This window comes from Mesorhizobium sp. WSM4817, assembly GCF_055811135.1.
Genome location: NZ_JBVVQQ010000008.1, coordinates 18,705 through 33,613, shown reverse-complemented (window position 1 = coordinate 33,613; position 14,909 = coordinate 18,705). Strand labels below are relative to the sequence as shown.

The 14,909-nt window shown below is 63.6% G+C and carries 13 protein-coding genes; 11 read left to right on the top strand and 2 right to left on the bottom strand.

Annotated features, from left to right (window positions below; translation table 11 throughout):
- Positions 1–441: 441 nt before the first annotated feature.
- Together fcl and AC0L2K_RS13540 are read right to left on the bottom strand one after the other, a co-directional pair.
- Positions 442–1,404: a GDP-L-fucose synthase gene (gene fcl, locus AC0L2K_RS13545; protein WP_473531564.1), complete on the bottom strand. Its 963-nt coding sequence runs from the start codon at positions 1,402–1,404 to the stop codon at positions 442–444.
- A gap of 143 nt (positions 1,405–1,547) precedes the next feature.
- On the bottom strand, positions 1,548–2,702 hold the full coding sequence (locus tag AC0L2K_RS13540; protein ID WP_473531563.1) for a dihydrodipicolinate synthase family protein: 1,155 nt from the start codon (positions 2,700–2,702) through the stop codon (positions 1,548–1,550).
- Here AC0L2K_RS13540 and AC0L2K_RS13535 point away from each other — a divergent pair.
- From AC0L2K_RS13535 to AC0L2K_RS13485, 11 genes are all read left to right on the top strand, one after another.
- Entirely contained in the window at positions 2,695–2,874 is a 180-nt protein-coding gene (locus tag AC0L2K_RS13535) for a hypothetical protein (protein WP_473531562.1), read from the top strand. The genes AC0L2K_RS13540 and AC0L2K_RS13535 overlap by 8 nt on opposite strands.
- A gap of 68 nt (positions 2,875–2,942) precedes the next feature.
- A complete protein-coding gene (locus AC0L2K_RS13530; protein ID WP_473531561.1) occupies positions 2,943–3,986 on the top strand; it encodes a LacI family DNA-binding transcriptional regulator in 1,044 nt (347 codons plus the stop codon).
- Complete coding sequence (locus AC0L2K_RS13525) at positions 3,983–4,999, top strand: Gfo/Idh/MocA family protein (RefSeq protein WP_473531560.1); 1,017 nt, start codon at positions 3,983–3,985, stop codon at positions 4,997–4,999. The genes AC0L2K_RS13530 and AC0L2K_RS13525 overlap by 4 nt, the downstream gene beginning before the upstream one ends.
- The gene (locus AC0L2K_RS13520) at positions 4,996–6,597 is read left to right on the top strand and encodes an acyl CoA:acetate/3-ketoacid CoA transferase (RefSeq protein WP_473531559.1); all 1,602 of its coding nucleotides are present in this window, start codon (positions 4,996–4,998) and stop codon (positions 6,595–6,597) included. The genes AC0L2K_RS13525 and AC0L2K_RS13520 overlap by 4 nt, the downstream gene beginning before the upstream one ends.
- A complete protein-coding gene (locus AC0L2K_RS13515; protein WP_473531558.1) occupies positions 6,590–7,366 on the top strand; it encodes an enoyl-CoA hydratase/isomerase family protein in 777 nt (258 codons plus the stop codon). The genes AC0L2K_RS13520 and AC0L2K_RS13515 overlap by 8 nt, the downstream gene beginning before the upstream one ends.
- 25 nt (positions 7,367–7,391) lie before the next feature.
- Positions 7,392–8,903: an aldehyde dehydrogenase family protein gene (locus tag AC0L2K_RS13510; RefSeq protein WP_473531557.1), complete on the top strand. Its 1,512-nt coding sequence runs from the start codon at positions 7,392–7,394 to the stop codon at positions 8,901–8,903.
- Positions 8,904–8,962: 59 nt separating this feature from the next.
- On the top strand, positions 8,963–10,216 hold the full coding sequence (locus tag AC0L2K_RS13505) for an ABC transporter substrate-binding protein (RefSeq protein WP_473531556.1): 1,254 nt from the start codon (positions 8,963–8,965) through the stop codon (positions 10,214–10,216).
- Positions 10,217–10,380: 164 nt separating this feature from the next.
- Positions 10,381–11,337: a carbohydrate ABC transporter permease gene (locus tag AC0L2K_RS13500; RefSeq protein ID WP_091600425.1), complete on the top strand. Its 957-nt coding sequence runs from the start codon at positions 10,381–10,383 to the stop codon at positions 11,335–11,337.
- Positions 11,334–12,278, top strand: coding sequence for a carbohydrate ABC transporter permease (locus tag AC0L2K_RS13495; protein ID WP_091600410.1), 945 nt, complete (start codon positions 11,334–11,336; stop codon positions 12,276–12,278). Before AC0L2K_RS13500 ends, AC0L2K_RS13495 begins: the two co-directional genes overlap by 4 nt.
- Positions 12,279–12,282: 4 nt before the next feature.
- Positions 12,283–13,398: an ABC transporter ATP-binding protein gene (locus AC0L2K_RS13490; protein ID WP_128173791.1), complete on the top strand. Its 1,116-nt coding sequence runs from the start codon at positions 12,283–12,285 to the stop codon at positions 13,396–13,398.
- 5 nt (positions 13,399–13,403) lie between these two features.
- Positions 13,404–14,906, top strand: a complete 1,503-nt coding sequence (locus tag AC0L2K_RS13485) for a GMC oxidoreductase (RefSeq protein WP_473531555.1) — start codon at positions 13,404–13,406, stop codon at positions 14,904–14,906.
- Positions 14,907–14,909 lie beyond the last annotated feature (3 nt).

Here is a 14,909-nt window from a genome sequence, read left to right as displayed (position 1 = left end):
TGAAATTTGACGCCTGGCCTGTCGCGATCCGACACATCTTCCTCTACGCTTCGCGGCAAGGGAGGATCGCCGTGTCGGTTCCGCAGAAAATCAACGACTTCATTACGCAGCATCGTCCGCAGCCGGTGTGCAACAAATGCATCGCGGTCGGCGTTGGCCTATCCAACGACACGGCGCACCCGGCGCAAGTGACCGGCGCTCTGGCGACCACCAACGACTTTGTCCGGAGTACGGCATCTGCTCGATTTGCAAGAACAGCAAGAAGGTGATTCGACGTGCCTAGAGGTCCCATGGCCAAAAGCGACCGCCGAGGTGATTCCGTGAAGGTGATACGCATCAGTACGGGCGAAGAAGCCGACGAATGCAGGACGACAGGACGAATGCCGTTGTGGGACGGTGTCCAACACGGGAGGCCTTGCTGGCATCAATCAGCGTCGACGATCAAGCCGCGCCGAGGCGGAGATCGCCCGTCTCGATATGCTGGAGAAACCAGGCATAGGTCTGCTCCAATCCGCTCTGAAGCGAGTACCGCGGGCGCCAGCCCGTGGCAAACAGGCGCGACACGTCCATCAGCTTGCGCGGCGTGCCGTCTGGCTTCGTCGCATCGAATGTGAGCACCGCCTCGGCGCCGACGACGGAGAGCATGGTGCGGGCCAGCTCGGCAATGGTGATGTCTTCGCCCGAGCCGACATTGACGTGGCTGTCGCCGGCATAGTTTTTCAGCAACCAGACCAGAGCGTCGGCGGCGTCGTCGACATGCAGGAACTCGCGCATCGGCGTGCCCGATCCCCAAACCTCCAGGGTTTTGTCGCCAGCGCGCTTGGCCTTGTGCGCCTTGCGCATCAGGGCTGGTACGACATGGCTGGTGGAGAGGTCGAAATTGTCGCCGGGGCCATAGAGGTTGGTCGGCATCGCCGAGATGTACTCGACACCGTATTGGCGCCGATAGGCCTGGCACAGTTTCAGCCCAGCGATCTTGGCGATCGCATACCATTCGTTGGTCGGTTCGAGCGGACCAGTCAGCAAGGCATCCTCGGAGATCGGCTGCGCCGCAAACTTCGGATAGATGCAGGATGAACCGAGAAACAACAATTTCTGCACTTCGTTGCGGAAGGCGCTCTCGATGACATTGGTCTGCATGATGAGATTGTCCTGCAGAAAATCGACCGGCAACCTGTTATTTGCCAGGATGCCGCCGACCTTGGCCGCCGCCATCACCACCGCATCCGGCCTGTGGTCTGCCATCCAGCGCCGCACGCCGGCCTGGTCCATCAGGTCGAGTTCATCGCGGGATGCGGTCAGGACCTCGCAGTCCTCGTCCGCCAGCCTGCGCAATATGGCCGAGCCGACCATGCCGCGATGCCCGGCCACGAAAACGCGCTTACCCCTTAGGTCGAAATCCATTGGCGTATCCCTATGCAGAACGGCCGCTATGACCATCTTGCGTCGGCGTGCCGGATGGTCCTGCGTCGGACGCATAGCGCATACAGATTTGCCCGGACAAGCCAAATCGGAGATTCGGGCGAGCTCTTCTTGTGCTATGGCGGTCAGACACCCGCCACCGCGCACAGGTTCTTCATTCTGGCGATGGCAAGCTCCGAGTCGGCCAACAATCCGGCCTGGTCGGCAAGGCGGAACACATCGGCATAGTGGCTAATGCCGCGCGCCGATTGCATGCCGCCGACCATCGAAAAATGGTCCTGGTGGCCGTTCAGCCACGCCATGAGGACGATACCGGCCTTGTAGTACTCGGTCGGCGCCTCGAAGATTTTCCGCGACAGCGATACCGTCGGCGCCATCAGCGCGTCATAGCCTGAACGGTCGCCAGCGGCCAGTTTCGCCAGCGCGGCATTGGCGACCGGCGCGATAGCGTCGAAAATCCCGAGCAGCGCGTGCGAATGTCTCTCGCCATCGCCGGCGATCAGCTCGGGATAGTTGAAATCGTCGCCGGTGAACATGACCACGCCTTCCGGCAGCCGGTTGCGCAGGGCAACTTCTTTGCCGGCATCGAGCAGCGATATCTTGATCCCCTCGACCTTGCCGGCGTGGCGTTCGATGATGGCGACGACCGTATCGAGCGCGGTGTCGAAATCATGGCTGCCCCAATAATTCTTAAGCGCCGGATCGAACATGTCGCCCAGCCAGTGCAGGATGACCTTGCCGGATGCCTGAGACAGGATCCGATCATAGACGCTGACATAGTCGTCGGGACCCTTGGCGACAGTCGCCAGCGCCCGGCTGGCCATCATGATCGCCTTGCCGCCCAGGCCTTCGATGAAGTCGAACTGCTCTTCATAGGCCGCGATGACATCGTCGAGCGTCCTGGCGGCGCCCGGCGCCAGATGGTCTGTTCCGGCACCTGAGGCGAGATCGGCGCCCTCGACGGTTCGCGCCTCGGCGATCGAGCGGCGGATCAATTCCCTGGCGTTTGTCCAGTCGAAGCCCATGCCGCGCTGCGCGGTATCCATCGCCTCGGCGATGCGGAAGCCGAGCCGCCACAGATGATGGCGGAACGCCATCGTGCGCTCCCAGTCGACCGCAGGATGAGACCACGGATCGGTCATCGCGAGGGGATCGGCAACGATATGGGCGGCGGCATAGGCGATGCGCGAAAACCGCGCGCCGATCACCGGCTGTGCCGGCTGGCCGACAAGGCGGTAGCGAGTGCTGCGACCGCCCTCCCCGGGCAAGGCAATGTCCATCGATCTCTCCCTTCGTCGCGCTATTAAATGGAACGTTCCAACAAATCAAGGGCCTTTGTGGATTCTCGATCTATACCCCAGAATGCTACATCGCAGCGAAGAAAGCCGTTTAAGAGCGGCATTTAAGCCGCCGATTGCCAAATTTTTCGAATTCTGGAAAAATCCTGATTGACTCAAATCCAGCTCAGAATTAGAACGTTCCAATAAATTCGGCCGGAAAGCACCGGAGGACGTATCTGAATGGCCAGCAGGCCCAAGGCGACGATACTCGACATTGCCCGAGAGGCGGGCGTGTCCAAGTCGACAGTGTCGCTCGTGCTGCAGGGCAGCGATCTGATCCGGCCTGAGACCGCGCTGAAGGTTCGCAAGGCGATCGAGGCTGTCGGCTATGTCTACAACCGCGGCGCCGCCAATCTGCGCAAGGCCCATTCCAACGTCATCGGCATGGTCATCAACGACCTTACCAACCCGTTCTTCGCCGAAATGGCGGTCGGCATGGAGCGTGTGTTCCAGTCGGCGGGCATCGTGCCGTTCATCGCCAACACGGCGGAAAACCCGGTGCGCCAGGAAGAGGTGCTGAAATCGCTGATGGAGCAAGGTGTCGCCGGGCTGATCGTGTCGCCGGCGCGCGGCACGACCCCTGGTGCTTTCCGTCGCATCGAGATGGCGGGCCTTCCGATCGTCTTCACCATGCGCCGCCTTCCTGAAAGCCGCATCCCGGTGATAGCGCCCGACAATCATCGCGGCGCCTGGCTCGCCACCGCCCATCTGATCGGCAAAGGGCATCGCCGGCTGGCGTTCTTCGGCGGCTCATCGGATCTGGTGGTCTATCACGAGCGGCTGGGCGGTTTTCGCGAGGCCTGCGAGGGGCTCGGCATCGCCAAGCGCGATACACTGGTCGTCGAAGGCGAAACCAGCCGCAAGGGCGGCATTGCCTGCCTGGAGACGGCCCTCGCCATGGCCGAGCCGCCGACCGCGGCGCTGTGTTTCAACGATGCGGTTGCCTTCGGCGTCATGCTGGCGCTGCGCAAGCGGGGTCTCGAGCCCGGCGCGGATTTCGCCGTTGTCGGCTTCGACGACGTGATCGAAGCCCAGCACTACATGCCAGCGCTGACCAGTGTCGCGGTGGATTCGGCAGGCCTCGGCGAGCGCGCCGCCCATGTCATGCTGAAGATGATCCAGTCGCGCACCACGCGCGCCGAGGATCATATCGGTGCCGTCAACCTCGTCGTCAGGGACAGTTGCGGTCCTGATCGCCGTGCCGGAATGGGAGACGCGGCATGACCGTCAGATGGGGACTGATCGGCGCAAGCACGATCGCCAGGCAATTCGTGATCAACGCCATTCGCGCGCAACCGAACAGCGAGATCGCGGCGGTGATGAGTTCCAGCCCGGAGCGCGCCGCTGCCTATGCCAAGGAGAACGGCATTGCGCTCGCCGTCTCGACGCTCGATGCGTTGCTCGGCTCCGGCATCGACGCCGTCTACATCTCGACCACCAACGAACTGCATCTCGAACAGGCACTAGCCGCCATCACCGCGGGAAAACATGTACTGTGCGAAAAGCCGCTGGCGCTGACCAGCGCCGATGCGCGGAAGATGGTCGCCGCCGCCAAGGCGGCCGGTCTCGTGCTCGGCACCAACCATCATCTGCGCAATGCCGGCTCGCACCGGGCGATGCGCGAAGCCATTGCCGACGGCCGCATCGGCAAGCCGATTGCCGCGCGCGTCTTCCACTCGGTCTATCTGCCTGAAAATCTGCAGGGCTGGCGCATCACCAGGCCGGAAGCCGGTGGCGGCTTGGTGCTCGATATCACCGTGCACGATGCCGACACGCTGCGCTTCGTGCTTGGCGACGATCCGCTCGAGGTTTCGGCGTTCACCCAGGCCGCAGGCATGGCCAGCGGCGGGCTGGAAGACGGCGCCATGTGCATCTGGCGCTTCAGATCGGGCATCATCGCCCAGTCGCATGAAGGCTTCACCATCAAATTCGCCGGCACCGGCTTCGAGGTGCATGGCAGCGAAGGCTCCCTGATCGCGAAAGATGTGATGACGCAGAAGCCGATCGGCTCTGTGCTGCTGCGCACGGCAAAGGGCGAGGAGGAATTGAGCTTCGACCGCGAAGATCTCTATGTCCGTTCCCTGCGCCAGTTCCACGCGGCGATCGGTGGCGAAGGCCAGCCGTCGGCCACCGGCGAGGACGGCGTGTGGTCGCTGACATCAGCCGAAGCCGCGTTGCAATCAGCCAGGTCCGGAAAATCGGTCGCGATCGATCCGAATCTCGGGGGCGCAGCGTGAGCAAACTCGTCTCCGCAGCGCAAGCCGCCAGCCTGATCGGCGACGGCATGGTCGTTTCGGTGTCGTCGTCGAGCGGCCTCGGCTGCCCGGATGCGGTGCTTGCCGCGATCGGCGAGCGCTTCGACGCGCAAGGCCATCCGAAGGACATCACAACGCTGCACCCGATCGCCGCCGGCGACATGTACGGCATCAGGGGTATCGACCATCTGGCCAAGCCCGGCCTGCTGAAGCGCACGCTGTGCGGCTCCTATCCGTCCGGCCCTTCATCCTCTGAACCGCCGCAGATCTGGAAGATGATCGGTGACAATTCGGTCGCCGCCTACAACGTGCCGTCAGGCATCCTGTTCGACATGCATCGCGAGGCCGCCGCCAAGCGCCCCGGCGTGCTGACCAAGGTCGGCCTCGACACCTTCGCCGACCCGCGTCATCAGGGCTGCGCCATGAATGCGGCAGCCAGCGAGCCGATCGTTTCGGTGCAGCAGTTCGACGGCGAGGAATGGCTCTATTTCCGCTCGATCGTGCCTGATGTCTCGATCATCCGCGCCACCACCGCCGACGAGCGCGGCAACCTCACCTATGAGCACGAGGGCGCCTATCTCGGCGGGCTGGAGCAGGCACTCGCCGCCCGCAACAATGGCGGCATCGTCATCGCGCAGGTCAAGCGCGTCGTCGAGAACGGCACGCTGAAGCCGCATGACGTGCGCGTGCCCGGTGTGCTGGTCGACCATATCGTGGCGGCGCCCGACCAGCTGCAGACGACGCTGACACCCTACGACCCGGCAATCTCCGGTGAGATCTTCCGGCCGCTGTCGACTTTCCGCAACGCCGAGATGAGCGTCCAGAAGGTCATCGCGCGGCGCGTCGCCATGGAGCTTGCCGACGGCATGGCCGTCAACATCGGTTTCGGCATCTCGGCCAACGTGCCGCGCATCCTTATCGAGGAGGGCCAGCACGGCAAGGTCACCTGGGTGATCGAACAGGGCGCGGTCGGCGGCGTGCCGCTGCTCGACTTCAAGTTCGGCTGCTCGTCGAACGCCGACGCGTTCATGCCTTCGCCACACCAGTTCATCTATTTCCAGGGCGGCGGTTTCGACGCGTCGCTGCTGTCCTTCCTGCAGATCGACCGCCATGGCTCGGTCAACGTGTCGAAGCTTTCGGCGCGGCCGCATGTCACCGCCGGCGCCGGCGGTTTTGTCGACATCACCGCGCGGGCGAAGAAGATCGTCTTTTCCGGTTTCTTCAATGCCGGCGCCAAACTGTCGCTGGCCGATGGCGGCATCCGTATCGACGGGGAAGGCAAGGTCAAGAAGGTGGTCGGCGAGGTCGAGCACATCTCCTTCTCGGGCAAGCGCGCTGTCGCGCAAGGACAGGACATCACCTATGTCACCGAGCGCTGCGTCATGAAGCTGACGCCGGATGGGCTGATGGTTATGGAGTTGGCACCGGGCATCGACCTAGAGCGCGACGTGCTGGCGCAGGCCGAGATCCCGCTCGCCGTCGCCAACGACCTGAAGGTCACGCCGGACGCGCTCTACCGTGACCGGCCGATCGGACTGTCGCTCAATGGCGGCGCCTCCCTTGGGGGCGCGCATGGCTGAGCGTCTCGTCAGCTTTGAAACAGACGGTGCCATCGGCATCGTCACGCTGCGCCGGCCGGAGAAATTCAACGCGCTCGACATCCCGATGCTGCGCGCGCTGGAAGCCGCGCTCGATACGGCGGAAGCTGCGGACAGCGTTCGTGTCGTGCTGCTGTGTGGCGAAGGCAAGGGCTTTTGCGCCGGCGGCGACGTCGAAGCCTGGTCGCAAATGAGCGCCGCCGATTTCCAGGTGCAATGGGTTCGCTACGGCCACCGCGTCTTCGATCGGCTGGCGCGGTTGCGGCAGCCGACGATCGCCGTTCTGTCCGGCCATGCACTGGGTGGCGGGCTGGAACTGGCGGTCGCCTGCGACTTCCGCGTCGCCGAGGCGCAGGTCAAATTGGGTTTTCCGGAAACCTCGATCGGCGTGGTGCCCGGCTGGTCCGGCACGCAGCGCGCGGTGCGCCGCTTCGGCGCCCAGACGGTGCGGCGCATGGCGCTTGGCGGAGAACTGTTCGTGGCTGCCGAAGCACTCGTTCTGGGCATCGTCGACCGGGTGGTCGAAACGGGCAACGCATTCACCGAGGCTAAGGCCTGGGCCGGCAAGATCGCCGAGCGCGGCCCGCTGGCAACCGAAGCCGCCAAGCTGATGATCGCGGTCGCCGAGGGCGAGGAAAGTGCTGCCGCGACAGAGGCGCTGGCCAGCGGCTTCATCGCGCTGACCGGAGACCTCAAGGTCGGTGTCGACGCTTTCAAGGCCAAGCGGAAACTAGCGTTTTCAAGATCCTAGAATGCAAGCGGAACCCAGAACTCACATGAACTTGCCCCTCACCATCGCCATGCCCGCCGAGGCATCCGCAGCACCGAAGACCTACCGGCTGCTGATCGACGGCAAGTTCGTCGATGCCCGCGACGGCCGCACGCTGGAGCGCAACAGCCCCGGCCACGGCTTTACCGTTTCGCGCTATGCGCAAGCCGGCGCGGCCGAAGTCGAGGCGGCGGTACAGGCCGCGCACAAGGCTTTCGAGATCGGCCCCTGGCCGCGTATGAAGGCCGGCGAGCGCGCCGCAATCCTGCTCAAGGCGGCAGACCTGATCGAGGCGCGGCTCGAGGAGATTGCCCGGCTCGACGCGTTGGAATCCGGCAAGCCGATCGCCCAGGCGCGCGGCGAGATCGGCGGTGCCGTCGACATCTGGCGCTATGCCGCGGCGCTTGCCCGCACGCTGCATGGCGAAACCTACGCCAACCTCGGCGATGCCATGCTGGGCGTCGTGCTGCGTGAACCGATCGGCGTCGTCTCGATCATCACGCCATGGAATTTTCCGTTCCTCATCGTCAGCCAGAAACTGCCGTTCGCGCTCGGCGCCGGCTGCACGGCGCTGGTCAAGCCGAGCGAGATGACCTCGGCCTCGACCTTCGTGCTCGGCGACATCCTGATGCAGGCCGGCTTGCCGGATGGCGTCGTCAACATCCTCGCCGGCCTGGGCGCCGATGTCGGCGCGCCGATGGTCGCCCACCCGCTGGTCGAGATGGTGTCGTTCACCGGCTCCACCCGGGTCGGCAAGATGACCATGGCGTCGGCTGCGAACGCGCTGAAGAAGGTCTCGATGGAACTCGGCGGCAAGAACGGCCAGATTGTCTTTCCAGACGCCGACCTCGAAGCCGCCGCAGACGCGGCGGTGTTCGGCGGCTTTTTCAACGCCGGCGAATGCTGCAACGCCGGCAGCCGGCTAATCGTCCACGAGGCGATCGCCGACGATTTCCTCGACGCGGTGAAGGCGCTCACCGCAAGGGTCATCGTCGGCGATCCGCTCGACGACAGCACCAAGGTCGGCGCGATGATCTCTTCCGAGCACCTTTCCAAGGTCGCCGGCTACGTGGCGGCGGCGGCAAACGACGGCAGCAGCGTCTATAGCGGCGGCAAGCAGATCGCCTCCAATGCCGGTCAGTATCTCGACCCGACTATCCTTCGCGGCGTCACCGAAGACATGGCCATTGCACGTGAAGAAGTGTTCGGCCCGGTGCTCTCGGTGCTGACGTTTGAATCGATTGAAGAGGCGTTGCGCATCGCCAACAACACGCCCTATGGTTTATCGGCGGGCGTGTGGAGCGCCAGCATCGACACCTGCATGTCGGTGGCGCGGAATGTGCGTTCGGGAACCGTTTGGGTGAACACGTTCATGGAAGGTTATCCCGAGCTGCCTTTCGGAGGCTACAAGCAGTCCGGTCTCGGACGCGAACTCGGCAAGCGCGCCGTCGAGGACTATACCGAGGAAAAGACGATCCAGTTTCATCGCGGCCAGCGCACCGGATGGTGGGTCGGCTGAGTTGGGAAGAACCCGGCGGACATCAGCCGGTCGTGTAGCTGCAACAAGGGAGGAAGTACATGTTGCGCAAATTGCTTATCGGAACGGCTCTCGGCTCGGGTCTTGCGTTCGCGGCCCATGCCCAGGACGTCAAGGAAGTCGAGATGCTGCATTGGTGGACGTCTGGCGGCGAGGCGGCTGCCTTGAACGTGCTCAAGGAGGATCTGGCCAAGCAGGGCTTTGCCTGGAAGGACGTGCCGGTGGCCGGCGGCGGCGGCGACGCCGCCATGACCGCGCTGAAGGCGATGGTCGCGGCGGGCAACTACCCGACCGCCTCGCAGATGCTCGGCTATACCGTGCTCGATTACGCCGCAGCCGGCGTGATGGGCGACCTGACCGAGGCGGCGGTTAGGGAAGGCTGGGACAAATCCGTTCCGGCCGCCCTGCAGAAATTCTCGGTCTATGACGGCAAGTGGGTCGCGGCTCCGGTCAACGTCCACTCCGTCAACTGGCTGTGGATCAACAAGGCGGTGATGGACAAGATCGGCGGCACCGAGCCCAAGACCTTCGACGAATTCATCGCGCTGCTCGACAAGGCCAAGGCTGCGGGCGTCATCCCGCTCGCGCTTGGCGGCCAGAACTGGCAGGAAGCCACCATGTTCGATTCGGTCGTGCTGTCGACCGGCGGACCTGAGTTCTACAAAAAGGCCTTCAACGACCTCGACGAAGAGCAGCTGAAATCCGACACGATGAAGAAGTCGTTCGACAACCTCGCCAAGCTCGTCACCTATGTCGACCCGAACTTCTCCGGCCGCGACTGGAATCTCGCCACCGCCATGGTCATCAAGGGCGATGCGCTGGTGCAGGTGATGGGCGACTGGGCCAAGGGCGAATTCAACGCCGCCAAGAAGACCCCGGGCACCGACTTCCTGTGCTATCGCTTCCCGGGCACCGACGGCAGCGTGGTCTACAACTCCGACATGTTCGGCATGTTCGACGTTCCGGAGGACCGAAAGGCCGCGCAGGTCGCCTTGGCCACCGCAACTTTGTCGAAGAGCTTCCAGTCGGCCTTCAACGTCGTCAAGGGCTCCGTCCCGGCCCGCACCGACGTGCCCGACACCGACTTCGACGCTTGCGGCAAGAAGGGCATGGCCGACCTGAAGGCCGCCAACGAAGGCGGCACGCTGTTCGGTTCGCTGGCGCAAGGCTATGGCGCGCCGCCGGCCGTCGCCAATGCCTACAAGGACGTCGTCTCGAAATTCGTCCACGGCCAGATCAAGACCTCGGACGAGGCCGTGACCCAATTGGTCAACGCAATCGAAGACGCCAAATAAGAACCGGCATGAAAGGACCTTCCCCGCTCCGGTGGGGAAGGTTCCACCAAGCCAGGATGGTCGGCTTCTGGTCGGAATGGCGCCGGCGATCAACCAACACGCCCCGTCTCGACGGGGCTATCCTTCCCCGCCTGGCGGTGAAGGGACCCGCGAGGGAGGAGCCCATGACAACGGTCGCGACCCAGATCAAGCTGACGCCGGAGCATAATGCGCGCCCGGGCGCGTCGGTGCGTTCGCGCCTGCAGGACGCGCTGCCGAAGATCGTGCTGGCGCCAAGCTTTGCGATCACCATCGTCTTCGTCTACGGCTTCATCTTGTGGACGGTCTATCTGTCCTTCACCAACTCCAAGACCTTCCCGTCCTATGCGCTGACTGGGCCGCGTGCCTATCAGAGGCTATGGCGCTGGACTTTCGAAAGCGACCCGCCGTCGAGCTGGTATACGTCGATCACCAATATGGGCATTTTCGGCTTTCTCTACATCTTCATCTGCCTGGCGCTCGGCCTTTTCCTGGCCATCCTGCTCGACCAGAAGATCCGTGGCGAAGGCATGTTGCGGCCGATCTATCTCTACCCGATGGCGCTGTCCTTCATCGTCACCGGCGTCGCCTGGAAATGGTTCCTCGATCCCGGCCTCGGCCTGGAGCAAACGCTGCATCAATGGGGCTGGACGAGCTTCCATTTCGACTGGATCAAGAACAAGGATTTCGTCATCTACACCGTGGTGATCGCCGGCGTCTGGCAGGCCTCGGGTTTCATCATGGCGATGTTCCTGGCCGGCCTGCGCGGCATCGACGGCGAGATCATGAAGGCGGCGCAGATCGACGGCGCCACCACGGTCCAGCTCTATCGCCGGATCGTCATCCCGCTGCTGCGGCCGGTCTTCCTCTCGGCCTTCATCGTGCTCGCTCACCTCGCCATCAAGTCCTACGATCTGGTCGTAGCACTGACCAGCGGCGGGCCGGGCGGCTCGGCCTGGCTGCCGTCGAACTTCATGTATGAGTACACTTTCAAGCGCAACGAAATGGCCGTCGGCTCGGCCAGCGCCGTGATCATGCTGATGACCATCACCGCGATCATCGTGCCCTATCTCTATTCCGAGCTCAGGGAGCGGCCGCGATGAGCGTCATTGCCACGCCCACTCGCCAGAGCACTGGCGGCATCAGCGCCAGGACCGTCAACCGCATCGTCATCTACGGCCTGCTGGCGCTGTTCGCGCTGTTCTACCTGATGCCGCTGTTCGTCATGCTGGTGACCTCGTTCAAGACCATGGACGAGATCCAGAACGGCAACATGCTGGCGCTGCCGCAGGCGCCGACCTTCGAGCCGTGGCTGAAGGCGTGGGGCGAGACCTGCGTCGGCCTGACCTGCGCCGGCATCAAGGGCTATTTCTGGAATTCCATCAAGATGGTGGTTCCGGCGGTGCTGATCTCGACGCTGCTCGGCGCGCTCAACGGCTATGTCCTGACCAAATGGCGCTTCCGCGGCCACACGCTGGTTTTCGGGCTGATGCTGTTTGCCTGCTTCATCCCTTTCCAGTCGGTGCTGTTGCCGATGGCGACGATCCTCGGCAGCCTCGGCCGCTTCGGCGTGACGCTGCGAAACGCAACGGGATTTTCATTCGGCTTGGGCAATCCGACGGTCAATCTGGTCTTTGTCCACGTCGTCTACGGGCTCGGCTTCACCACTTTGTTCTTCCGCAATTATTACGAGGCGTTCCCGACCGAACTGGTCAAGGCGGCACAGGTCGACGGAGCCAGCTTCTTCCAGATTTTCCGGCGCATCATGCTGCCGAATTCGATGCCGATCTTCGTCGTCACCGTCATCTACCAGTTCACCAACATCTGGAACGATTTCCTGTTCGCCTCGGCCTATGCGGGCACCGGCGACGCGATGCCGATGACCGTGGCGCTGAACAACGTCGTCAACACCTCGACCGGTGTCGTCGAATACAACGTCAACATGGCGGCGGCGATGATCGCCGCACTGCCGACCCTTCTCGTCTATGTGGTCGCTGGCCGCTATTTCGTGCGCGGCCTGATGGCCGGCGCCGTCAAAGGATAATCGAATGGCTTTTCTCGAAATTGATGGGCTGAGGAAGCGGTTCGGATCGGTCGAGATCCTGAAGGGCATCGACGTTGATCTCGAAAAGGGCGGCTTCCTCGTGCTGGTCGGCCCGTCCGGCTGCGGCAAGTCGACCTTGCTCAACACCATCGCCGGCCTGGAAACTATCACCGAAGGCGAAATCCGTGTCGACGGACGCACGATCAACGATCTCCACCCCTCGAAGCGCGACATCGCCATGGTGTTCCAGAGCTATGCGCTCTATCCGAACATGACCGTCGCGGGAAACATTGCCTTCGGCATGGAGATGCGCGGCGTGCCGGCCCACGAGCGCCAGAAGGCGATCGACAAGGTGGCGAAGGTGCTGCAGATCGGCCACCTCCTGCAGCGCAAGCCGAGCCAGCTTTCCGGCGGCCAGCGTCAGCGCGTCGCCATGGGCCGGGCGCTGGTGCGCGACCCCAAGCTGTTTCTCTTCGACGAGCCGCTCTCCAATCTCGACGCCAAGCTGCGCGTCGACATGCGCATCGAGATCAAGCGGCTGCACGCAACCACCGGCACCACGATCGTCTACGTCACTCACGACCAGATCGAAGCGATGACGCTGGCCACCAAGATCGCGGTGATGCGCGACGGCGAGGTGCAGCAATTCGGCACGCCTGCCGAAATCTACAACAACCCGACCAATCTGTTCGTCGCCGACTTCATGGGCTCGCCGGCGATGAACCTGATCCCGGCGACGATCGGCGGCAATGGCAATGCGCTTTCCGTGGTGCTGCAGCGCGAGGCGCGCGAGCCGATCTCGCTGCCGCTGGCCGATGCGCCGACTGGTCTGTCGGCATTCCACGATAAGCCGATCATTTTTGGCGTCCGTCCCGAGGCCCTGACCGATCCTGAAGGAGCCGAACGCAACGCATCGAACATCGCCACCGCCGACTGTCACATCGAGGTTGTGGAACCGGCCGGCTCCGACACCTTCGCCGTCACCAATCTCGGCGGCAAGGCGGTGGTGGCGCGTCTGCGCGCCGACGCCAACATCCAGCCGGGCACGGTCACGCCGCTCGCCTTCAACCTGACCAAGGCGGTGTTCTTCGATCCGGCGACCGAGAACCGCATCCTCTGACAGCCATGACAAACCCAGACATCGTCATTATCGGCTCCGGCATCGGCGGCGCCACGATCGCTTCCGGCCTTGCCGGCAGTGGCGCCTCGATCCTGATGCTGGAGCGCGGCGAACCGCTGCCGGCGACGCCGCACACGCGCGACACGCGCGCCATCTTCGTCGACGGCCACTACCGGCCGAAGGAGATGTGGCGCGAGGCCGGGGGTGCTGCGTTCAATCCCGGCAATTATTACTATGTCGGCGGCAATTCGAAATTCTATGGCGCGGTGCTGATCCGCTACCGCAGGGAAGACTTTTCCGTCATGGAACACTATGGCGGCGTCTCGCCGGCATGGCCGTTCTCCTATGAGGAATTCGAGCCCTGGTATTCCAGGGCCGAGCAGCTTTTTCGCGTGCGCGGCGCACTCGGCGAAGACCCGACCGAACCGTTCCACTCGATCCCCTACCCCTTCAGGCCGGTGCCGGACGAGCCGCCGATCGCCCGCGCCCGCGCCGAACTCATGGGCCTCGGCCTGCATCCTGCATCGCTGCCGCTCGGCGTCGACATCGATGCCTGGCTAAAGGACGGCAAGACAGGCTGGGACGCGTTTCCCAACACCGGGACCGGCAAGGTCGACGCCCAATCGGGGCCGCTGACAGCGGCACTTGCCGACCGGAACATCAGGCTCGAGACCGGTGCTCATGTCGAATACCTCGAAGCCTCACCGGATGCCACGACGATCGCAGCCGTTCACTATCGCCAGGACGGCATACTGAAGAAAGTGACGCCGAAACTGGTCATCCTCTCGGCCGGAGCGGTCAATTCCGCCGCCATCCTGCTGCGTTCGCCGTCCCCGAACGGAAACGGCCTTGCCAACCGCTCCGACCAGGTCGGCCGCAACTTCATGAACCACAATTCGAGCGCCATGCTGGCGATCGATCCGCGCCGCAGGAACACCTCCGTCTACCAGAAGACGCTGATGCTCAACGACTACTATCTATCCGACGGCAAGGGCGGCAAGCCGCTCGGCAACGTCCAGCTCCTCGGCAAGATCGACAGTCATATCCTGAGGGCCAACGTCAAGCTTGCACCCAAATTCGCGCTGGACTTCATGGCCGGCCACGCCGTCGACTGGTACCTGATGTGCGAGGACCTGCCAGACCCCGAAAGCCGCATCATGGTCGACGGCAAGGACATCGTCATGCAGTGGCGGCGCTCCAACATGCAGTCGCTCGACGGGCTGACCAAGGTGATGCGCGAGAACTTCCGCGCCTGCGGCTATCCGATCGTCCTGTCGCGGCCTTTCGACAAGCGCACGCCGTCGCACCAGTGCGGCACGGTCAAGATGGGCGACGATCCGGCAACCTCGCCGCTCGACCCGTTCTGCCGCTCGTTCGACCACAAGAACCTGTTTGTCGTCGACGCTGGCTTCCTGCCGAACTCGGCCGCGGTCAATCCGGCGCTGTCGATCGCCGCACAAGCGCTGCGCGTCGCCGACCACATCCGCAAGAGCGAGCTTGTCCTATGATCG

What these genes read in the sequence shown, in the direction of transcription:
- fcl (WP_473531564.1), bottom strand. Translation starts at nt 1,404, where the DNA reads ATGGATTTCGACCTAAGGGGTAAGCGCGTTTTCGTGGCCGGGCATCGC.
- AC0L2K_RS13535 (WP_473531562.1), top strand. Translation starts at nt 2,695, where the DNA reads ATGTCCATCGATCTCTCCCTTCGTCGCGCTATTAAATGGAACGTTCCA.
- AC0L2K_RS13540 (WP_473531563.1), bottom strand. Translation starts at nt 2,702, where the DNA reads ATGGACATTGCCTTGCCCGGGGAGGGCGGTCGCAGCACTCGCTACCGC.
- AC0L2K_RS13530 (WP_473531561.1), top strand. Translation starts at nt 2,943, where the DNA reads ATGGCCAGCAGGCCCAAGGCGACGATACTCGACATTGCCCGAGAGGCG.
- AC0L2K_RS13525 (WP_473531560.1), top strand. Translation starts at nt 3,983, where the DNA reads ATGACCGTCAGATGGGGACTGATCGGCGCAAGCACGATCGCCAGGCAA.
- AC0L2K_RS13515 (WP_473531558.1), top strand. Translation starts at nt 6,590, where the DNA reads ATGGCTGAGCGTCTCGTCAGCTTTGAAACAGACGGTGCCATCGGCATC.
- AC0L2K_RS13510 (WP_473531557.1), top strand. Translation starts at nt 7,392, where the DNA reads ATGAACTTGCCCCTCACCATCGCCATGCCCGCCGAGGCATCCGCAGCA.
- AC0L2K_RS13505 (WP_473531556.1), top strand. Translation starts at nt 8,963, where the DNA reads ATGTTGCGCAAATTGCTTATCGGAACGGCTCTCGGCTCGGGTCTTGCG.
- AC0L2K_RS13500 (WP_091600425.1), top strand. Translation starts at nt 10,381, where the DNA reads ATGACAACGGTCGCGACCCAGATCAAGCTGACGCCGGAGCATAATGCG.
- AC0L2K_RS13495 (WP_091600410.1), top strand. Translation starts at nt 11,334, where the DNA reads ATGAGCGTCATTGCCACGCCCACTCGCCAGAGCACTGGCGGCATCAGC.
- AC0L2K_RS13490 (WP_128173791.1), top strand. Translation starts at nt 12,283, where the DNA reads ATGGCTTTTCTCGAAATTGATGGGCTGAGGAAGCGGTTCGGATCGGTC.
- AC0L2K_RS13485 (WP_473531555.1), top strand. Translation starts at nt 13,404, where the DNA reads ATGACAAACCCAGACATCGTCATTATCGGCTCCGGCATCGGCGGCGCC.